This window comes from Duffyella sp. Ts4, assembly GCF_051851875.1.
GTDB classification, from domain to species: Bacteria; Pseudomonadota; Gammaproteobacteria; order Enterobacterales; family Enterobacteriaceae; genus Duffyella; species Duffyella gerundensis.
Genome location: NZ_JBLYPN010000006.1, coordinates 20437 through 41179, shown reverse-complemented (window position 1 = coordinate 41179; position 20743 = coordinate 20437). Strand labels below are relative to the sequence as shown.

The following is a 20743-nucleotide window of genomic DNA, read 5'->3' as shown; positions in this document are numbered from 1 at the left end:
CTGACCATGAAAAAATATACCCTGCTGTTCGGATTGATGATGAGCGCGTTTGCCGTCAGCGCTGCTGATATGTCTCGCGGTGCGGATAACTTCTATAAAAGCGCCACGGTTAGCCAGCAAAAAGTGACCTTTGTAAACCAGTACAATATGCGCGTGACCGGCAATCTGTTTATGCCGAAATCGATGGACCGCAACGCCAAACATGCGGCGATCATTGTCGGTCATCCGATGGGTGCAGTGAAGGAGCAGAGCTCAAACCTCTATGCGCAGAAGCTGGCGGAACAAGGCTTTGTCACCCTGGCGATTGATCTGTCGTTCTGGGGGGAAAGCGAAGGCCAGCCGCGTAATGCCGTTTCGCCTGATATCTATGCGGAAGATTTCAGCGCTGCGGTGGATTATCTCGGCACGCAGGCTTTTGTCGATCGCACCCGCATCGGCGTGCTGGGCATCTGCGGCAGCGGCAGCTTTTCCATCAGCGCGGCAAAAATCGATCCGCGTATGAAGGCCGTAGCCACCGTCAGTATGTATGACATGGGTTCGGCTAACCGCAACGGGCTGAATCACGGCCTGTCAGTGGAGCAGCGTAAGAAAATTATCGCCAACGCGGCCGAACAGCGCTATGCGGAGTTTACCGGTGGCGCAACCCGCTACACCAGCGGAACAGTGCAGAAGATCGATGCGAATTCGTCGCCGATTGAGAAGGAATTTTATGACTTCTATCGCACGCCGCGCGGTGAGTTTACGCCGAAAAACGCCTCGTCTCTGCACACTACGCAGCCTACGCTGACCAGCAACGTGAAGTTTATGAATTTCTATCCTTTCAACGATATCGAAACCATTTCACCCCGGCCAATGCTGTTTATCACCGGCGATCAGGCACATTCTAAGGAGTTCAGCGAGGATGCTTACCAGCGCGCCGCAGAGCCGAAGGAGCTCTATATCGTGCCGGGCGCAGGCCATGTCGATCTCTACGATCGCACCGATCTGATCCCGTTCGCTAAGCTCTCGCAATTCTTTAAAGATAATTTGAAATAGTCATCATGGCCGCTGAAAGGCGGCCTTTTTATTAAGGCGAGCTTCATGAACATCCGTCCGCTTATCGCGCTGTTGTTGGCGACTCTCATTGGCTATCTGCACGTCAGCCAGGCTGAAGCTGAAACGGCGAAGGAACATCCCATGAATATTACTGTGCAGATCGATCGGCAAGATTTTACCCTGACGCTGAATGACAGCCCGGCCGCCCACGCCTTTATTAACAGGCTGCCGCTAACGCTGGATATGGCCGAACTCAACGGCAATGAAAAACATGCCGACCTTGCCGAAGCGCTGCCGGAAAATCCCGTGCGCCCTGGCCATCTGCATGCTGGCGATCTGATGCTCTACGGCGATAAAACCCTGGTGTTGTTCTATAGCCGTTTTGATTCCGGCTACCGCTATACACCGCTGGGCAGAGTCAATCATCCTGCTGGCCTGGCGCAGGTCGTCGGTAACCAGTCGGTCAGGATACACTTTGCTGTCAAATAACCCGACGAACTGGCAGCGGTAACATTTGCCACATTACGCCATAAAAAGTTACATCCTGTGAGTAATCAAATCCCTGGGATGTCTTATCGCTGACGTAGATTAAGGACTCCTTTCTTCTCAGAGGCTGACACACTATGTCGTATCTACCGCTGTTTCTCTCTTCTTTGCTGCTTTGCAGCTGTGCCGTTGCCGCCGCGCCGCCGTCACTTGACTCCCTTTCCACCGTTTTAAATCAGCGCATGCTGTTGATGAAGGAGGTTGCCACCTGGAAAGCGGAACATCATCTGCCGGTTGAGGACCTGCCCAGAGAGCAGGCGGTACTGAAAGAGGCGCGTGAAAAAGCCGCGGCGGCGGGTCTGGCGCCGCAGTCGGTGGATCCGTTTATGCACGCCCTGATGAATGCCGGTAAGGCGATTCAGTATCGCTACCTGGCGGACTGGCAGTCGTCGACGGATGCGGCTCATCATGCGGTGGATTTAGCCGTGCTGCGCCAACAGATTATTGCGCTCGACAGCCAGCTGTTGCAGGCACTGCATCTGCGTTTGCAGGCGGGGGCGTTTGCCGATGAGGATATCATGTGGCTCTCAGCGCAGCTGAATGTGCCGAACCTGAGCGCGGAAGACAAGAAGGCGGTGCTTGCCAGCCTGCGGCTGATTCGGCTCGGCACCTGAGAAAGGTACAGGCCGCTGTTGAGGCGGCCTGCGCACGGATTAAGGCGCCGTGGCTCTGTGAGCCACAATGGTCAATGCAATATCAACGTGATCGTCAACGATACCCACCAACCGGTCGACATTAAACGCCGACCGTGAAATGCCGGTGGTGGCATGCAGCGCCAGCTCCGGTGCAGCGTCGATCTCGCCCGCATCGAGTGTCGCTTCCATTACCACCGGCCGCCGCACATCCTTCACCGTCAGCATGCCAAAAATCCTGAATTTGCCTGCGCCCAGCGCCACCACCCGGGTGCTGCTGAAGAAAATCCACGGATAACGATCCGCCGCAAAGAACATGTCGCTTTTTAGCTGGTGGGTCAGCAGCGCATTGGAGGCCACCAGCGTCGCCAGTGGAATTTTTACCTCAATATGATCGTCGCGGTCATCCTGCGGATTGAGGATCACGGTGCCGGTTACGCCCTGCAGATGCGCCTGAGAAAAGCGATGGCCAAACGCCTGCCATGACAGGTCAATAGCGGTTTTATCGGTCGCGATTGTCCAGGTCAGCGGCGCGGCAACCAGCAGTGGGCTGGTGAACAGCAGGGTAAACAGCAGCAGGTAACGGATCATCGATGGTCCTCTGTGTCACAGCGCAGGGTTAAGCGGCTGCCCGCTTATTTCTTTTTATCCCTCCGCATGTCATCAACGCGGCAAAAAGTAGCGCGGGCGGGGATGCAATAAACTGGCAGTTGCCCGGGTAATAAGTCAATAAAGCCCCGGCGTTTTTTACGTAACACATTACGTCGGTAAACACAGGAAATAACGGGTGTGCCTGTTGATATAATAATGCTAATGATTGACGGTTGCGAATGAGAAGCCGGTATTATATTAGGGGTATCATTTATCCGGTAAGTCATAAGAAGGGTAAGCAGCAAGCTGTTATCGGCGGCGAAAATCATTACTTTAGCGTTATTTTTTCTGGCTGGATTTTGCAGCTTTAAATTCATGCTTTACAAAATTTGAGACTATTTTCTCATTTTAACTAGTTGATATGTATATTTTTATTTCGATTTGCGTTAAATGCGGGATGCAGAAAATATTACCTGTTTATCGTGTGGACAATTCAGTAGTGCAATCTATAATTCCATTTCTTAACGAAAGGGATTAATAAAAATATTAATTATTAATATTAGCGGGCCATTTGTTCTGCTCAGTTGCTTTTTTATTCATTAAATCTGCATCGACTAAAAATAAAAAACGGGATAAGTGCAGACAATAAACAATGCACAAACCTAAATTGCCACATTAATTAGATATGAGACACCATGAAAAACATTTTGGATAACATGAAGCTGCCTGCAAAATTTCTGCTGCTGGGGGTTTTCGCCCTGATACTGTTTATTTTTCCGACCTGGTTATTTATTCAAACCGGCAATCAGCAGATTGATGCTAAGAACAGAGAGTTGAGCGGTATTCCGGTAGAGAAAGAGATGCTAACGCTGCTTAACATGTTGCAGCGTCATCGCGCCGAAAGTGCGCTGGCCATTTCAAAAAACACGCCGGATACCGCTTCACGTAGCGAACTGGTGGCGCAGATTAATCAGCTCTCAACAGCGATTATTGCCGATCTCAGCCGCACGGATAAACAGGCACAGCCGCTGCAGCAGTTTGATAAGGTCAGTAATGAATGGAATCAGCTGCAGCAGGATATTTCTGCCGGCAAGCTGACGCTGGCCAACAGCCTGAATCGCCACGCCAGGTTGATTCAAAGCCTGCTGAGCGCCAATCAGGATGTGCTCGATTATTATGGCCTGTCGCTGGATGCCGATCTGAATACCTATCAGCTGATCATCAGCATCTATTCACGCCTGCCTGATTTAACGGAAACGCTGGGGCAGATTCGCGCCGCCGGCACTTCGCTGATTGCTGCCGGTAATACCAGCGATGCCGATTATGCGCGCATGGAATTTCAGGTGGATAACGGCCAGAAGGCGCTACAGGAATTCAGCAGCAGCCTGCAAAAATCTTTCGCTATTGATGACGCGCTGCACAGCCGTTTTGCCAACACATCCGACAACGCTAATGAGGGGGCAGGCAAGGCGCTGCAGCTGGCAGAGAGTGTGTTTATCAGTAAAAATGCCACCGTGACGCCAGTGGAATATGTCCGCGTATTCACCGATGCGATCAATCGCTATACCGCAATGGGCAGCGAACTCAGCGATACGCTGGCGCAGATGCTGGATGCTCAGGTAGAGAAAAGCCGTCATGAGCAATACACGCTGCTGGCCTGCTTGCTGGCGGTGGCGCTACTGGTGATTTTCGTTGCTGTTATGATTACGCGCTCCGTGACGCGTCCGGTGCAGTCAGCGGTAATGATCGCCAGCAAGGTGGCAGCGGGCGATCTCACCTCACAGATTACCTTTGCCGGTAATAACGAAATGGCCGATCTGCTGCGCGCCCTGCATCTGATGCAACAGCGTCTGGCACAGCTGGTGTCAGATATCAAAAACAATGCCGTAACCATTGCCAGCTCCTCAGAAGAGATTGCCAAAGGCAATGGCGATCTCTCGTCACGGACGGAAGAGCAGGCGTCATCGCTGGCTGAAACCGCAGCCAGCATGGAGCAACTGGCGTCAATTATCAGTCAGAATGCTGATAATACCCGTTACGCATCGGGCATGGCGGTTTCCGCTACCGATGCCGCACTGCTCAGTGGTGAAGCGATGGGCTCAGTGATGGCCTCCATGGAAAAAATCCACAGCAGCTCTGGCGAAATCAGAGAGATCACCTCGGTGATCGACAGCATCGCTTTTCAGACCAATATTCTGGCGCTGAACGCCGCGGTAGAAGCGGCCAGAGCCGGTGAGCTGGGTAAAGGTTTTGCGGTGGTAGCCTCAGAAGTGCGTGCGCTGGCGCAGCGCTCGGCGGCGGCGGCGAAAGAGATCAAAGGCCTGATTGAGCAGTCGGTTGATTATGCGCGGCAGGGCATTTCCATGGCGCAAAATGCCGGTGAGAAAGTGAAGCAGAGCGTGGCGGCGATTGAGCAGACATCGCAGCTGATTAAAGAGATTTCGTCATCCTCTGACGAGCAGAGTAGCGGCATTTCGCAGATCAATATTGCCGTGAACCAGATGGATCAGGTGACGCAGCAGAATGCGGCGCTGGTGGAGCAATCCGCCGCCTCGGCAGATGAGCTGGCCGAACGCGCGGTTAGCCTGCGTGACATGGTGGCTGTGTTCCGCACCGCCTGATGCTCTCTCCTGCTGCGGCCTGCAACAGCAGGCCGTTCTTTGCAACGTGCTTGCACGGCGCGTTGCGTTTTCCGCCAGCCGCCAGCGCAAATTTCCCCCCCTTTATCTTGTCGCCTTCCGCCGAACGTTCTAACGTAATGTTCTACACAGCGTTTAACGTTATTTTCGGATGGAGGAATTATGTCGCAGGTAAAACTGGTTGCGGTGGATATGGATGGCACCTTTCTGGACGACGCCAAAAAATACAACAAGCCGCGCTTTATGCAGCAATATGCCGAACTGAAACGGCGCGGCATCCGCTTTGTGGTCGCCAGCGGCAACCAATATCACCAGTTGATCTCGTTCTTTCCGGAGATAGTTAACGACATTGCCTTTGTGGCGGAAAACGGCGGTTATATCGTCAATCAGGGCGAAGATGTGCTGGTGGGCGAATTCTCGCGTGATGATATTGCCGCGGTGATCGATACCTTGCGTAAAGGCGGTTATCCCGATCTGCAGTTTGTGATTAACGGCAAAAAGAGCGCCTATATTCTGCCCGGGGCCAGCGAGGCGTTTTTACAGAAAATGCAGCACTATTGTCATCGCTTACAGCCGATCAACAGCCTTGATGATATTGACGATAAAATCTTCAAATTCGCCCTTAACCTCTCCGACGATTATGTTCCCCAGTTAATGAATGATATTAATCGACTGCATGCGGGCGCCGCAGCGGCAACCAGCAGCGGGCACGGTTCGGTGGATCTGATTATTCCCGGCCTGCACAAAGCCAACGGTCTGGCGCTGTTGCAGCAGCGTTGGGGAATCAACAATGACGAGGTGCTGGCGTTTGGCGACGGCGGAAACGATCTGGAAATGTTGCAGCAGTCAGGCTTCAGTTTTGCCATGGCCAATGCGCCGCAGGCGGTAAAACAGGCGGCCCGTTATCAGGCGGGCAGCAATAATCAGCAGGGCGTGCTGGAAGTGATTCAACAGATGCTGGACGGTGAACCGCCGTTTATCGCCAATAGCGTGACTCAGCAATAGCAGGAAAGGGCGCGCTGTCGGGCGCGCCACCTCACTTCAGCCGCAGTGAAATGCGCCGCTGAGCAGCATCCGCTGCTGCGTTTTATCATAATCCACCACGCCGTTTTTATTGTTGGCACGGGTCAGCACCCAATCGATCTCTGCCGGCGTCAGCGCTGGCGGCTGCTGCCAGAACGGTGTTATCGCCGTGCGCTGTAACCATTCACTTAGCTGTGCGGCCGGAGAACCCGCAGTGCCGGGAAACAGCACCCGCTGCATCTCCGTTAGCCACTGCTGCTGTTGCGCATTGGGCGCGCTGTCCAGCAAATCGAGAAACGGCAACAGCAGTCGCCCGCAGACTTCACCGTGATGCCAGGGTTTGATGGCGCCAATTTCTCCCGCCAGCCCGTGAATGACACCTAATCCCGCCGTGCTCAAACTGACGCCGCCCAGCCATGAGGCGAGCATCATCGCTTCACGCGCCTCATCGCCCTGGGCATCATCACGCAGCAGATCCGGCCAGCCGCGCATAAAATTTTGCAATCCGGTGAGCGCCAGTTGGCGGGTAAAATGATTCCCCTTGCCTGAAAGGTAGGCTTCAAACAGGTGAGTAAAGGCATCAATGCCGCAGTGCGCCAGAATCGTCGCGGGCGTGCCGCGCAGCAGATCGGCATCCAGAATAGCCACTGCCGGGACGAATACCGGATGGCGCAGCGACGCTTTTACCGGCTGTTCGCCCTGATCGGTAATCACCGCATTTTGCGTGACTTCGCTGCCGGTACCGGCGGTAGTGGGAATGGCGATCAGCGGCAAGGTGGCGGCAATAACGGCTAAATCACCGACTTTTTCCAGGTAGCGCAGGGTATTCTCAGGTTGCTGACTCATTGCCGCAAAGGCTTTCGCCGCATCAAGCACGCTGCCGCCGCCGATCGCCACCACGCGATCGACATGGCCACGCCAGCGCTGCACCCAGCCATCGACGTCGGCCGGGCTCGCTTCATGGCCGACAATTTCGTAACCGATGATCTGCTCGTTAAGCTCAGCTTTGATCGCCGCATACGCTTCGCTGTTAAGGAACGAGCGTCCGCAAAAAAGCAGCGTGGGCTGCGGCGTCTCCGCCAGCATCGGCAGCAGCTTCTGCAGGCTGCCGCGGCCAAAAAGGGTGTGCTGCCCGCTGTACATCTGGCTGATAGTCACTTCAACTCCTCGCAGTTAATCTGATCGTATCGGCTCAGTGTATCCGCTTTATGCACCGGTGCGACGGCCGAAAGCGCGACGACAGCGGCTGAAAAGTTTGATCCTCTTCGCAAAACGCAAATTACCTTAGCAGCCTACGTTTCAGCCTGTGATTGTTACCGTTAACATGTTATCGGTAACAGCGTGTAACGCGCGTATTGTTTTCTGTCATCCTGCACGGCTCAGGCCGTCATCCTCATCATTAAAGTGGCTGTTGCAACGGCCCAACGACTCGGAGAAAGACCTATGCCATTAGTTATCGTGGCGATCGGCGTGCTGCTGTTGCTGCTGCTGATGATACGCTTCAAGCTGAACGGCTTTATCGCCCTTATTCTGGTCGCGCTGGCGGTTGGGGTCATGCAGGGTATGCCGGTGAACAAGGTGATCACCTCCATCAAGATGGGCGTAGGTGGCACGCTCGGCAGTCTGGCATTAATCATGGGTTTTGGTGCCATGCTGGGCAAACTACTGGCCGACTGCGGCGGCGCACAACGCATCGCCACCACGCTGATTGCGAAGTTTGGTGAAAAGCACATTCAGTGGGCGCTGGTGCTGACCGGTTTCACCGTGGGCTTTGCGCTGTTTTACGAAGTGGGCTTTGTGCTGCTGCTGCCGCTGGTGTTCAGCATTGCCGCGTCGGCACGCGTGCCGCTGCTCTACGTTGGCGTACCGATGGCTGCTGCGCTGTCGGTGACTCACGGCTTTCTGCCGCCGCATCCGGGTCCCACGGCGATTGCCACACTGTTTAACGCTGACATGGGCAAAACGCTGCTTTACGGCACGCTGCTCGGCATTCCCACGGTGATTCTGGCCGGCCCGGTTTACGCCCGCTTTCTGAAAAGCATCGACAAGCCAATCCCGGAAGGGCTCTACAATCCCAAAACCTTTACCGAAGCGGAGATGCCGGGCTTTGGCGTCAGCGTCTGGACCTCGCTGGTACCGGTGATTTTGATGGCGCTGCGCGCGGTGGCGGAGATGGTTCTGCCAAAAGGCCATGTGTTGCTGCCCTACGCCGAGTTCTTTGGCGATCCGATTATGGCCACGTTGATTGCGGTGCTGATCGCGATTTTCACCTTTGGTTTGAATCGCGGCCGCAGCATGGATGAGGTCATGGGCACCATCACCGATTCCATTAAAATTATCGCCATGATGCTGTTGATTATTGGCGGCGGCGGCGCGTTTAAGCAGGTGCTGGTGGACAGCGGCGTGGATAAATACATTGCCGGGCTGATGCATGAAACTAACGTGTCACCGATTTTTATGGCCTGGTCGATCGCCGCCGTGCTGCGTATCGCGCTTGGCTCAGCTACCGTGGCGGCGATTACCGCCGGTGGCATCGTCGCCCCGCTGATTGCCACCTCTGGTGCCAGCCCGGAGCTGATGGTGATTGCTGTGGGTTCCGGCAGCGTGATTTTCTCACACGTTAACGATCCCGGCTTCTGGCTGTTTAAGGAGTATTTCAACCTGACCATTGGCGAAACGCTGCGCTCCTGGTCGGCGCTGGAAACCATTATCGCCGTGTGTGGCCTGATCGGCTGTCTGCTGCTTTCAACGGTGATTTAAGGTGTCACGCGAGGGCAGGCCACTGCTCTCGCTTTTTGGTCCTACCAATTCCACCAAAAAACTTCTGAGCGTTCACATAACGCAAATATCCCCGCCGCATTTATTGCCTGTAAGCCCTCTGGCGTGAACTATGTGCGTTCTGAACGCTGTTTTGGTATGACCAATCATGAAAAATACCCCGGCGCGGCTGGTTGATGACATCGTCACGCAGCTGCGCGCGCTTATTGCACAACGTGACCTGCAGCCAGGCATGCGTTTGCCTGCGGAACGGCAGCTGGCGGCCGAGCTGGGCGTATCGCGATCGTCGCTGCGTGAGGCGATTCAAAAGCTGGTGGGCAACGGCCTGCTGGTCAGTCGGCGCGGCGGCGGCACCTGGCTGCAACAGCAGCTTGCCCCGTGGTCAGAACAGCAGATTGTTACGCCAATCCGTTCGCTGCTGGCGGCCGATCCCGATTACCGCTATGACATTCTGGAAGCGCGCCACGCCATCGAAGCCAGCACCGCCTGGCATGCCGCGCTGCGCGCCACCGAGGCGGATAAAGAGCGACTGCAATACTGCTTTGACGCCACGCTTGCCTTTCTGGAACACGACGATCCCGAACTGGCGGCGCAGGCCGACGTCCGTTTTCATCTCGCCATTGCGGAAGCGTCCCATAACCTGGTGCTGTTACAAACCATGCGCGGCTTTTTTGAGCTGATGCAGTCCAGCGTTATTCACAGCCGCAGGCAGATGGTGATTCAGCCGACGCTATTCGCCCAGCTTACCGATCAGCATCGGGCATTGTTGCAGGCGATTCTGGCGGGCGATGCCGAAGGTGCGCGCCAGGCGGCGATGACCCATCTGGCGTTTGTCCACAGCACGCTGAAAATCCAGAGTGAAAACAGCGCCCGCCAGGCGCGTATTACCCGCTTGCCCGGCAATCAAACTCATCAACAGGAACCTGAATCATGATTATTTCCGCCGCCAGCGACTACCGTGCCGCTGCCCAGCGTATTCTGCCACCTTTCTTATTTCACTATATTGATGGCGGCGCCTATGCCGAACAGACGCTGCGTCGTAACGTCGAGGATCTGGCTAACATCGCGCTGCGTCAGCGTGTGCTGAAAAACATGTCGGCGCTGAGCCTGGAAACACGTCTGTTCAACGAAACGCTGGCGATGCCGGTTGCGCTGGCACCGGTAGGACTCTGCGGCATGTATGCGCGCCGCGGCGAAGTGCAGGCGGCGCGTGCCGCAGACAGCAAAGGCATTCCGTTTACGCTTTCTACCGTTTCCGTTTGTCCGATTGAAGAGGTGGCACCGGCGATTAACCGCCCGATGTGGTTTCAGCTCTATGTGCTGCGCGATCGCGGCTTTATGCGCAATGCGCTGGAGCGGGCGAAAGCCGCCGGCTGCTCAACGCTGGTGTTTACCGTGGATATGCCCACGCCCGGCGCACGTTATCGCGATGCGCACTCCGGCATGAGCGGCAGCAATGCGGCGCTGCGTCGTTACATTCAGTCAGCGACCCATCCACAATGGGCGTGGGATGTCGGCATCAACGGGCGGCCGCACGATTTGGGCAATATCTCAGCCTATCTCGGCAAGCCGACCGGCCTGGCGGATTACATTGGCTGGCTGGCTAATAATTTCGATCCCTCTATCTCGTGGCAGGATCTGGAGTGGATCCGTGATTTTTGGGACGGCCCGATGGTGATCAAGGGGATCCTTGACGCCGACGATGCGCGTGACGCGGTGCGTTTTGGTGCCGATGGCATCGTGGTCTCGAATCATGGTGGTCGCCAGCTCGATGGCGTGCTGTCGTCGGCGCGTGCGCTACCGGCCATCGCCGACGCGGTAAAAGGAGATATCGCTATTCTTGCTGACAGCGGTATCCGCAATGGCCTCGACGTGGTGCGCATGGTGGCGCTAGGTGCTGACTGCGTGCTGCTTGGCCGGGCGTGGCTTTACGCGCTGGCGACGCACGGTGAAAAGGGCGTAGCTAACCTGTTGACGCTGATCGAAAAAGAGATGCGTGTGGCGATGACGCTGACCGGCGCGAAATCGATAGCTGAAATTAACGGCGATTTACTGGTGCGTGAACTCAGGCGAGGAATTGAAGAGGCGGCAGACAGTGTGCGGTGATCGCGCCGGACAGAGTCAGCAATAACGGCGAGCAAGCGGGCCACGCGAGTGTGGCCCGATGTCAGGGACTTAGTGCGGCTGTTCGAAGCCGGCTTTAATCATCTGTTCACGCAGCGCACGCGCAATATAGCGGTTGCCGCCGGTGACCGGATAAATGACGTTGTTAACTACATCGTCAAGATAGTGCTCTTCAAATTCCTGCTTACAGAGCTGCGTACCGCCTTCATCATTGATAGCGATGGACCCTTTGATCAGGTCACCTCTGTTTTTAGCTTTCAGGCTGTAACGCCCCATGCTGGTATTAATCGTACTCATGCGTTCTCCTTATGACTCACTAACAGGTCATATATCTGCATCTGCTCTTGGTACCGCATAAAGTTTAGACAGTGAGCAAAAGCAAGGCGAAGCGGCAAAACAGCAAAATATTCCATGACGCGATCGCCATCGCAAAAATTATTCCCGCAAAGCGCACCTGCACAACGTGGGGGAAACAGAATTTTAGCAAGATGAGCGTGCTAACAGGCATAAACGCTGAAATAATCTATGCTTATTATGAACGTAATACATTGAACTAAAAGGCGAGGGAAAAGGGATGAAAATTTTACTGTGGATCATTGCCATCATCTTCATTGTGGGGCTGCTGACGCTGACCGGCGTATTTAAGCTGATTTTCTGATAGCAGGCGCTCCTGACTGGGAGCGCATTTCGCTATCGGCTTTTCTGACGATCGATCAGCGCACGAGTAGCAGGATCGATTGGCGTCTGTGGCAGTAGATCGTGTAAGCAGAGTCGCTTACGGCATACTGCACAGCAGGCGCCATGCAAACCCTGCGGATGTTTACCAAAATGGGTAAATGAAAATTTACTGCTGCCGCATGCTGTACATCTGATCTTCATGACCATCATCGTCCTCCCTGTTGCTTCGTAATAAGACAAATCTTAGCAAAACCCTCCTGCCATAAGTAAGTTTTATTTATTAATTGTTGCGCTAAATCAATTCGTCTTTTTCACCCCATCGATGCTGAAAATGCCTGTGCATGGGATGAGTGACTGATTGTAAAAAGGAAATTTGCGCGTTTCTGTTACCGGCTCGGCAGCTCACGCATGGGAGAAGAGAGGTAATGAGGTTAACGCTGGCGGCAGTTTTGTTGCGCAAGAACCGCAGAAAGCCGCCTGCTACCCGGCTACAGAGCCAACTTTCTCTATTTTTAGCCAGTAAGCGCGCGTATTAATGATAAAACATAAATATAACAATCAACTAACATCGCAGGCGTGGTTAAAGTCGCAGCAATCAAGGCATAAACAGGGCTAAAAGCGCGTACATAAAATACCCGTTTATGAAAATAAATCGATATTTATCACTTTTTACGTAAGTGGCACTGGACAAACGTCACCGCAATTGCTGTACTTAATAGCGACACAGTTAAGTGTCCATTTTCAAGTAAAGGTAATTTAGATGTCCAAGATTAAAGGTAGCGTTAAGTGGTTTAATGAATCTAAAGGATTCGGTTTCATTACTCCTGAAGATGGCAGCAAAGATGTATTCGTACACTTCTCTGCTATCCAGAGCAACGGTTTCAAAACACTGGCAGAAGGCCAGACTGTTGAGTTTGAAATCACTGATGGCCCGAAAGGTCCTTCTGCCACTAACGTTATCAGCGCATAACCTTCTGGCACAGATTCTAAAAACCTGCCGTTTGGCGGGTTTTTTTTGGCCTGAAAATCATCTTACTCATTAGCCTGACTGCACGTCTTGCCCTGCATTAATTCGCTAAATTTTCTGTGTGAGCTGCCATAGCGCAGTGACATTTCTCACCTTTTTACGTTCTGGCCTCCATCCAGCAGCAATGATTGCTGCTTTTATTATGTGCACGCTATATAACTAGACGGAAAGAGACATCATGGGGAAGCGGCATGAATATTCGTCCGGCACAGGTTAATGACAGTTTTGCGCTCAGCGCGTTGCTCAGTGAGCTGGGCTACGGCAGCACCGATGACGTTATGGCCCGGCGACTGAGTCAACTGATCGCCGACGAGAAAGAGACGCTGTTGGTGGCGGAAGAGGGCGGCACGGTGCTGGGATTTATCTCACTGCATTTTATTCCGCAGCTGGCGCTGGCCGGGGACTTCGCGCGTATTAGCTATTTCTGTATAGCGGAAGGTGAGCGCAGTAGAGGGCTTGGACAGCAGCTGCTGGCCCACGCCGAACAGATCGCCGTCCGGCACGGTTGCGATCGCATGGAAGTGCACTGCAACGCGCATCGACACAAAGCGAATCAGTTTTATCTGCGGGAAGGCTATGAAGAGTCACCGCGCTACCACATCAAACCGCTGAATGTCGGACAGTGAGGCAACAGCATGAAAATTGCTATGGGACAGTTTGCCGTCAGCCGCGATCCGCAAGACAACGCGGCAACCTGCATCGGCCTGATGCAGCAGGCGCTGGCAGGCGGTGCTGCGCTGCTGGTCCTGCCGGAAGCGGTGCTGGCGCGTGATAACGTCGATCCTGACCACGTCATCAATGCCGCGCAACCGCTGGATGGCCCCTTTATGACCGCGCTGCGGGCGGCCAGCAAAGACAACGCTTTAACCACCGTTTTTACCCTGCATGTGCCTACGGCCGATCGCAAAGCGCTTAACGTTCTGGTTGCCCTGCGTGGCGGTGAAGTGATCGCCACTTACGATAAGCTGCATCTTTACGACGCCTTTAACGTGCAGGAATCACGTCGGGTTATGCCAGGCACGCAGATTCCGCCGTTGATTGAGGTTGCCGGCATGAAGGTGGGATTGATGACCTGCTATGACGTGCGCTTTCCTGAACTGGCACGACGTCTGGTGCTCGACGGCGCTGAAGTGCTGGTTCTGCCCGCCGCATGGGTGCGAGGGCCGCTGAAGGAGCGCCACTGGGAAGTGCTGTGCAGCGCACGGGCGCTGGAGAATACGGCGTTTATGGTTGCGGTGGGGGAATGCGGGCCGCGGAATATCGGCAACAGTCTTGCCATCGATCCGCTGGGAGTGATCGTCGCCAGAGGCACGGAAGCACCGGGGCTTATTTTTGCTGAGCTTGCTGCGTCTCGCCTTGCCGAGGCCCGCAGCGCGCTGCCGGTGCTGGAAAATCGGCGCTTTGCTAAACCTGAGCTGGAGGCTAAGAAATAGCGCCGTTTTACCCTAATGTCGTTTACGGGCGCGGAAGCAGACCACTATCACGCCCTGTTACAGATTGCTGTTGTATTGAGCAATCAGAAAGGCGTATATAAGCAGAACAGCTTATTCTGAGGTTAAGAGTTATGGAAGGTATCAGCATTGCCAAGTTGCTTATCATCGGTGCGCTTATCGTACTGCTGTTTGGCACCAATAAACTGCGCTCGCTGGGCGGCGATTTAGGCTCCGCCATTAAAGGCTTTAAAAAAGCGATGAGCGATGACAGTACCACCGCGAAAAGCACGCCAGCAGAAGACGCCGCCGCTGAGCGCGTAACGCATAAAGAATCCTGATTTTCTGTAAATAAATGTAACGACGCGCTGGGTTTCCCAGGGCGTCGTTTTTTTATGGCTGCGAACCGGCGAGCAGGTCGAGATCCTGATTCCAGCGATCGATTTCTCTGTTGCCCGACGGCATCATGGTCACTGTCGGCCCGGCCGGCAGCAAATCGGTCCATATAGCATCGGCTTCCGGCAATATTTGCAGGGTAATCTCTTCGGTTATCGTCTCATCTTCTTGCGGAAACAGCAGGCTGAAATCTAACTCGCTGGCTGGACTGAGCAGCGCGTCAAGCGACAGTTCGGACTGTTCAGCAATCACATCGACGGTAAAAGTTAACGACTCTGTCAGGGACCAGGCGTGTCCCTGGGGATCAATCGCTATGGTATCAAGCTGATAAGTGCCGTTTGCTAATCCTGCATCATGTCGCCATGCCCATACGCCACCCTCATTACTTTCGCTAACGCCAGCCAGCTGATTGTTAATATAAACTTCAACCTGACTGTTCGCGGGAGCGATGCCCTGAAGCTGGGGATGATTGCCTGCATCAAGAGCAAAGTCGACAGCCTCTGCTAAAGGTAATTCAGATGCTGGCTGAGTTGTTTCTGTCAGTGCGGCCATTGTGGATGCGGGTAGTGGCAACGGTTCAGCCAGCGCGTTATGGATGTGAACGTCCTGAAAAGCCGGTGCTTCACTGGTGTTCGCCCACGATAAATCATTTTTGTTCATCGTCATGCTACGGTAGCTCTCTTCCATAGAATCAACTAAAGATACTGATGATGACAGATCATCCATCAATACCGCTTTTTCCTGAAAGCCACTTGTCAGCGGTAGTGACGCCAGTTGATGATCAAATATGCCTTTCTGCAGCGCTTCCTGCGCCAGCCATTCCGCGATAAAGGCGGGTTGATGCTGATAGAGATACTGCATGCTCACTGCAGTGGCGATCAGAGCCAGGCCACAGGTGGCGTGATTGGCGTGAAGATGATACGTATTTTCGAGCAGTAGCTTTTCGCGCATTTGCTCAATCTGTTCTGCTGAGGTAATCCCGCTGCCAACATTCAGGCGAGCTGGATTCAATAGTGTTGGCGGTGCCTCGGGCAATAAGTTGGCGCGTGTTTGCATAGCTGACCTTAATAAAAAAATAAAAGTGCAAAGGCACTTAAAAATTGACTCAGCATTAACAGGCGGCCAAAAAGTGAGGGCCTTAAACGAAAAAAAGCAGCCCGCAGGCTGCTTTTTTGATCGAGCGCAAGTTTACTTCACTTCGAGCCCTTTGGCCTGCATATCGGCGTGATAAGAAGAGCGAACAAATGGGCCACAGGCGGCATGGGTAAAGCCCATCGCCATCGCTTCCTCTTTCATTTCGTCGAATTCGGCAGGGCTAACGTAGCGCTGCACCGGCAGGTGGTGACGGCTTGGCTGCAGATATTGACCCAGCGTCAGCATCGTAACGCCGTGGCGACGCAGATCGCGCATCACCTCAACGATTTCAGCGTTGGTTTCGCCCAGTCCAACCATCAAACCCGATTTGGTAGGAATGTCAGGATGCGCCTCTTTAAAACGCTCCAGCAGCTTCAGAGACCAGTCGTAGTTAGCTCCCGGACGCACCTGACGATAAACGCGCGGCACGTTTTCCAGATTGTGGTTAAACACATCTGGCGGCGTGGCGGTTAAAATGTCCAGGGCACGATCCATACGGCCACGGAAGTCAGGCACCAGCGTTTCAATCTTAATCGTCGGACTCTTTTCACGAATGGCCGTGATGCAGTCGGCAAAGTGCTGTGCACCACCGTCACGCAGATCGTCACGATCCACCGAGGTGATAACCACATAACGCAGCGCCATGTCGGCAATGGTTTGTGCCAGTTTGCCCGGCTCGTTGCTATCCGGCGCCACCGGACGACCGTGGGCCACGTCACAGAAAGGGCAGCGACGGGTACAGATTGCGCCAAGAATCATAAAGGTGGCCGTGCCGTGATTAAAACACTCTGCCAGGTTAGGGCAGGAGGCTTCTTCACACACCGAGTGCAGTCCATTTTTACGCATTGCGGCTTTGATGCCCTGAATGCGACTGGAATCGGCCGGTAATTTAATCTTCATCCACTCCGGCTTGCGTAAGATCTCCTGACGCTCGGTCACCACGGTTTTCACCGGGATCAACGCCATTTTGTCTGCGTCACGATATTTGACGCCGCGTTCCATCTGAATTGGTTTACTCATAAATGTGCCGGTTCCGGTTTGGATAACGGTTCAACGGCGTCAGCGAGCACGCCATCAACTTTATTTGATAAATTGGCAAAAATTATATCATTCTGCCGGGCAATTATCAGCCTGCTGATGTGCGGTAACGTTACAATTTTGTAAAACAGCACATACAATCACAGAACATCCAGTTCATCTGCCGACCGCCACTCGCAACGGGTGATGGCCAGCTGCTGGCAGAAGGCATCGATCAGGCGTGGCTGAATGTCGGCTGGCGTTACGCCGGGCGCAACATCACTCAACTGCATCATCTGCATACCGGCATAGCCGCAGGGATTAATGCGCTGGAAGGGGGCTAAATCCATGGCAATATTCAGCGCCAGACCATGGAAAGAGCAGCCTTTGCGGATGCGCAGGCCAAGCGAGCAGATCTTCTTCTCGCCAACATAAACGCCCGGCGCATCGGCCCGTGCGCTGGCGCTGACATCATAGTGTGCGAGAGTCTCTACCACCGTCTGTTCCAGCGCGGTGACCAGCTCACGCACGCCGGTTTTACGGCGCTTCACATCCAGCAGCACATACATGATTTGCTGGCCGGGACCGTGATAGGTTACCTGGCCGCCGCGATCGCTCTGCACTACCGGGATATCACCGGGCACCAGCACGTGTTCCGCTTTTCCTGCCTGCCCCTGCGTGAAAATAGGCGGATGCTCCACCAGCCAAATTTCATCGGCGGTTGTCGCGTCACGGGTATCGGTAAATTGATGCATGGCCTGCGAGACGTCATGCCAGGGGCGCAGACCCAGTTGGCGAATGATGAGAGTATCTGATTGCAAAGCTGCTATCCGCTGAGGGCACAAGAAGGGCAGTATAACGCTGGCAAAGGGCAACACCAAACGCCCTTTGCCGTCGGGCAAGGTCAGAGCACCATACGAACAATTTCGATGTTACCTAACTCTTCATACAGGATTTCAACCTGCTCGATATGCGTGGCGGTAATGGTAATAGAAACCGAGTGATAATTACCTTTACTGCTGGGTTTCACATCCGGCGAGTAATCGCCAGGCGCATGCCTTTGCACCACTTCAACCACGTGATCAACCAGCTCCGGTTGCGCCAGACCCATTACTTTGTAGGTAAACGGGCAGGGAAATTCGAGCAGCTCTTTCAGATTGGTTTTCATAATAACTCCGGTGCACAAAAAAGGCTCCCGCCGAAGCGGGAGCGAGAGATAATGATGTTATAAGGGCGGCGAGGGAGAAATTCAAGCCTCTCGCCGCGCCGGGCTTAACCGAACCAGTGGTGGAACATCAGTTTGATGTAATCCACGATACGGCCAAGGAAGCCGCCTTCCGGCACTTCATTCAACACCACCAGCGGATGCTGCTCAACGGTTTTGCCATCCAGCTGGAAGTTAATGCTGCCAACTACCTGATTTTTCTTCAGCGGCGCATGCAGTTCAGTGTTGGTCAGCACATAGCTCGCTTTCAGATCTTTCATGCGGCCACGGGGGATAGTGAGATAAACATCTTTATCCACGCCCAACTCAACCCGATCGCGATTACCAAACCACACCGGCTCAGATGAGAACTCTTTGCCGGCTTTCAGCGGCGCAACGGTTTCAAAGAAGCGGAAACCCCAGGTCAGCAGCTTTTTACTCTCAACTTCGCGCCCTTTAAAGGTGCGCCCGCCCAGTACGGCTGAAATCAGACGCATCTGACCTTCGGTTGCTGAAGCGACAATATTGTAACCCGCCGCACTGGTATGGCCGGTTTTGATGCCGTCAACGTTGAGGCTGGTATCCCACAGCAAACCGTTACGGTTGGTCTGACGAATATTGTTGAAGGTAAATTCTTTCTCTTTGTAGACCGAATACTCTTCTGGCACGTTACGGATCAGCGCCTGGCCAATCAGCGCCATATCACGCGCTGAGCTGTACTGACCATCGGCATCCAGACCGTGCACCGTCTGGAAATGGGTATTCTGCAGGCCAAGCGCTTTAACGTAGTTGTTCATCAGACCCACAAACGCATCCTGGCTGCCGGCAACATAATCGGCCATTGCCACGCAGGCGTCGTTACCTGACTGCAGCACGATACCGCGCGTCAACTGGGAGACCGGCACGCGATCGCCTGGCTTCAGGAACATCAGCGATGAGCCTTTAAACACCGGATTGCCGGTCGCCCACGCATCCTGACCCACGGTGACCATATCGTCCTGATGGATTTTGCCCGCTTTCACCGCCTGGCCGATAACGTAGCTGGTCATCATTTTGGTCAGGCTGGCAGGATCGCGGCGCGCATCGGCATTTTTCTCGGCCAGCACTTTGCCTGAGTTGTAGTCGATCAGCACATAGGCTTCGGCATCAATATCGGGTACGCCGGGAATCATCGTTTTCAGATTAACATCTTCAGCCAGGGCAAAATGGCTAAGGCTAAGTGCGATCAACGATCCCACTGATAAACGTTTAAAGAGAGAAGCAGGTTTCAAAGTGTTCATGTGTGGGACGACGGCATCCATGGGGTTAGGTTTAAAAAAGTGGCTTACTATAACAAATGCCGGTTTTACCGGCATCCTGTCTCGCCATTCCATTGTGAGCAGACATTGCTCAGTGCTTACAATTCGTGGCGGGCGCTGGTAATAAAGCCATCAATTTGCGCTTCGCTTTTCAGGCGCTGCTGCAGGGCTACTGCTTCCGCGCGGCTTTTGAAGCCACCAAGCTGAATACGGGCAACATTGTCTGCCCATTCAACGGCGCCGGGCACACCAAACCGCTGACTCAGCGTCTCCATAAGTTGCCTGGCCCGCGCACCATCTTTCACCGCGCCGACCTGCACAACATAACCGACCGCCGGATGCGCCGTTGTGGCACTGGCAGCGGCAGGGGGAGCGGGCTGAGTCATAGCCGGAGCAGCAGGCGCAGGCTCGTTGCTTTCCAGCACGCCGCCGGGCAGCGGCTGTGGTGCACCAAGGAAACCGCTGCTGCGCACCGGTGCGCCCACATCGCTTTCGCTGTTTAGCGTGCTGTTGTCAACCGGATGGCTCTCACCCTGGTTCATCTCCGGCGCAGGTGCTGATGGCGTGCCGAGCACCGTCATGCCGCCGCCAGCGATATCCGGACGTGCGGGCAGGGCGTAACTCTGTTTAGCGACGCGAGTACCAATGGTGCCGGGACCGGAAAGCGTGCCGTCTGGCGCCACATTAATGAAATCAATGCGCACCTTGCTGTTATTGGAGATGTTCAGGCGATCGCCTGCCGCCCGCGACAGATCGATAATACGGCCTGGCTTATAAGGACCGCGGTCGTTAATGCGGACCACGATTTGGCGACCGTTAGCGATATTGGTCACGCGAACGTAGCTGGGGATGGGTAGCGTGGGATGCGCTGCGGTAAGGGCTTCAGGATCAAAGTTCTCTCCCGAGGCGGTACGCGTGCCGTTGGCTTCCTCGCCGTACCAGCTGGCAAGGCCCGTTTCGCTGTAATTCGACGGATCCTTAACGATACGGTAGTTTTTGCCGTTGACGCTGTAATCCTGGCTGGTGGCCGGATTCACAGGTTCATAACGCGGCTCAACGCCGCCGATTTCCACCACCGGTCCGTTGTAAGCGGCAGGCTGTTGCGATGAAATCGGTGCCTGTTGATCGTTGGTGCTACAGGCGGCCAGCAACAGTGAAGCCACGCCAATCCAAAGCCAGTCCTTACGCATG

21 protein-coding genes are annotated in these 20743 nt (G+C 54.3%); 12 read left to right on the top strand and 9 right to left on the bottom strand.

Going from position 1 to position 20743, the window contains the following annotated elements:
* Positions 1-6 precede the first annotated feature (6 nt).
* The 3 genes from ACJY2L_RS11290 (at position 7) to ACJY2L_RS11280 (ending at position 2195) form a co-directional block, all read left to right on the top strand.
* A complete protein-coding gene (locus tag ACJY2L_RS11290) occupies positions 7-1035 on the top strand; it encodes an alpha/beta hydrolase (RefSeq protein WP_439212783.1) in 1029 nt (342 codons plus the stop codon).
* Between the two features lie 45 nt (positions 1036-1080).
* Entirely contained in the window at positions 1081-1524 is a 444-nt protein-coding gene (locus ACJY2L_RS11285; protein ID WP_439212784.1) for a cyclophilin-like fold protein, read from the top strand.
* Positions 1525-1658: 134 nt separating this feature from the next.
* A complete protein-coding gene (locus ACJY2L_RS11280; RefSeq protein WP_439212785.1) occupies positions 1659-2195 on the top strand; it encodes a chorismate mutase in 537 nt (178 codons plus the stop codon).
* A gap of 39 nt (positions 2196-2234) precedes the next feature.
* Here ACJY2L_RS11280 and ACJY2L_RS11275 read toward each other — a convergent pair whose 3' ends face one another.
* Positions 2235-2804: a YceI family protein gene (locus ACJY2L_RS11275; RefSeq protein WP_439212786.1), complete on the bottom strand. Its 570-nt coding sequence runs from the start codon at positions 2802-2804 to the stop codon at positions 2235-2237.
* A 695-nt stretch (positions 2805-3499) separates the two neighbouring features.
* Here ACJY2L_RS11275 and ACJY2L_RS11270 point away from each other — a divergent pair.
* Positions 3500-5425: a methyl-accepting chemotaxis protein gene (locus ACJY2L_RS11270; RefSeq protein ID WP_439212787.1), complete on the top strand. Its 1926-nt coding sequence runs from the start codon at positions 3500-3502 to the stop codon at positions 5423-5425.
* Positions 5426-5605: 180 nt separating this feature from the next.
* The gene (locus tag ACJY2L_RS11265) at positions 5606-6448 is read left to right on the top strand and encodes a Cof-type HAD-IIB family hydrolase (protein WP_439212788.1); all 843 of its coding nucleotides are present in this window, start codon (positions 5606-5608) and stop codon (positions 6446-6448) included.
* Between the two features lie 36 nt (positions 6449-6484).
* Here the strand turns inward: ACJY2L_RS11265 and ACJY2L_RS11260 are convergent, their stop codons facing one another.
* Entirely contained in the window at positions 6485-7609 is a 1125-nt protein-coding gene (locus tag ACJY2L_RS11260) for an iron-containing alcohol dehydrogenase (protein WP_439213091.1), read from the bottom strand.
* A gap of 300 nt (positions 7610-7909) precedes the next feature.
* On the opposite strand from ACJY2L_RS11260, the gene gntT reads away from it, so the two are divergent.
* From gntT to lldD, 3 genes are all read left to right on the top strand, one after another.
* Entirely contained in the window at positions 7910-9226 is a 1317-nt protein-coding gene (gntT, locus tag ACJY2L_RS11255) for a gluconate transporter (RefSeq protein WP_067428594.1), read from the top strand.
* Between the two features lie 166 nt (positions 9227-9392).
* Positions 9393-10178: a transcriptional regulator LldR gene (lldR, locus tag ACJY2L_RS11250; protein WP_067428596.1), complete on the top strand. Its 786-nt coding sequence runs from the start codon at positions 9393-9395 to the stop codon at positions 10176-10178.
* Complete coding sequence (gene lldD / locus ACJY2L_RS11245; RefSeq protein WP_439212789.1) at positions 10175-11350, top strand: FMN-dependent L-lactate dehydrogenase LldD; 1176 nt, start codon at positions 10175-10177, stop codon at positions 11348-11350. The genes lldR and lldD overlap by 4 nt, the downstream gene beginning before the upstream one ends.
* A gap of 69 nt (positions 11351-11419) precedes the next feature.
* On the opposite strand, the gene ACJY2L_RS11240 is transcribed toward lldD, so the two are convergent.
* The gene (locus ACJY2L_RS11240; RefSeq protein WP_067428603.1) at positions 11420-11665 is read right to left on the bottom strand and encodes a hypothetical protein; all 246 of its coding nucleotides are present in this window, start codon (positions 11663-11665) and stop codon (positions 11420-11422) included.
* Between the two features lie 1141 nt (positions 11666-12806).
* Here ACJY2L_RS11240 and cspE point away from each other — a divergent pair.
* The 4 genes from cspE to tatE all read left to right on the top strand — a co-directional run bounded on the left by cspE (position 12807) and on the right by tatE (position 14844).
* A complete protein-coding gene (gene cspE / locus ACJY2L_RS11235) occupies positions 12807-13016 on the top strand; it encodes a transcription antiterminator/RNA stability regulator CspE (protein ID WP_067428606.1) in 210 nt (69 codons plus the stop codon).
* A 248-nt stretch (positions 13017-13264) separates the two neighbouring features.
* Positions 13265-13699: a GNAT family N-acetyltransferase gene (locus ACJY2L_RS11230; RefSeq protein WP_439212790.1), complete on the top strand. Its 435-nt coding sequence runs from the start codon at positions 13265-13267 to the stop codon at positions 13697-13699.
* 9 nt (positions 13700-13708) lie between these two features.
* Positions 13709-14506: a deaminated glutathione amidase gene (locus tag ACJY2L_RS11225; RefSeq protein WP_439212791.1), complete on the top strand. Its 798-nt coding sequence runs from the start codon at positions 13709-13711 to the stop codon at positions 14504-14506.
* Positions 14507-14637: 131 nt separating this feature from the next.
* The gene (gene tatE, locus ACJY2L_RS11220) at positions 14638-14844 is read left to right on the top strand and encodes a twin-arginine translocase subunit TatE (RefSeq protein ID WP_264272969.1); all 207 of its coding nucleotides are present in this window, start codon (positions 14638-14640) and stop codon (positions 14842-14844) included.
* Positions 14845-14896: 52 nt separating this feature from the next.
* Here the strand turns inward: tatE and ACJY2L_RS11215 are convergent, their stop codons facing one another.
* From ACJY2L_RS11215 to rlpA, 6 genes are all read right to left on the bottom strand, one after another.
* Complete coding sequence (locus ACJY2L_RS11215; protein ID WP_439212792.1) at positions 14897-15955, bottom strand: hypothetical protein; 1059 nt, start codon at positions 15953-15955, stop codon at positions 14897-14899.
* A gap of 132 nt (positions 15956-16087) precedes the next feature.
* The gene (lipA, locus tag ACJY2L_RS11210) at positions 16088-17053 is read right to left on the bottom strand and encodes a lipoyl synthase (protein WP_264289429.1); all 966 of its coding nucleotides are present in this window, start codon (positions 17051-17053) and stop codon (positions 16088-16090) included.
* Between the two features lie 158 nt (positions 17054-17211).
* Positions 17212-17871 (bottom strand): lipoyl(octanoyl) transferase LipB, encoded by a 660-nt coding sequence (gene lipB, locus ACJY2L_RS11205; RefSeq protein WP_439212793.1) that lies wholly within the window; start codon positions 17869-17871, stop codon positions 17212-17214.
* 83 nt (positions 17872-17954) lie between these two features.
* Complete coding sequence (ybeD, locus tag ACJY2L_RS11200; protein WP_067428626.1) at positions 17955-18218, bottom strand: DUF493 family protein YbeD; 264 nt, start codon at positions 18216-18218, stop codon at positions 17955-17957.
* A 104-nt stretch (positions 18219-18322) separates the two neighbouring features.
* Positions 18323-19534 carry a D-alanyl-D-alanine carboxypeptidase DacA gene (gene dacA / locus ACJY2L_RS11195; protein WP_067428629.1) on the bottom strand — a complete coding sequence of 404 codons (1212 nt, stop codon included), beginning with the start codon at positions 19532-19534 and terminating at the stop codon, positions 18323-18325.
* Positions 19535-19650: 116 nt separating this feature from the next.
* Entirely contained in the window at positions 19651-20742 is a 1092-nt protein-coding gene (rlpA, locus tag ACJY2L_RS11190) for an endolytic peptidoglycan transglycosylase RlpA (RefSeq protein WP_439212794.1), read from the bottom strand.
* Position 20743 lies beyond the last annotated feature (1 nt).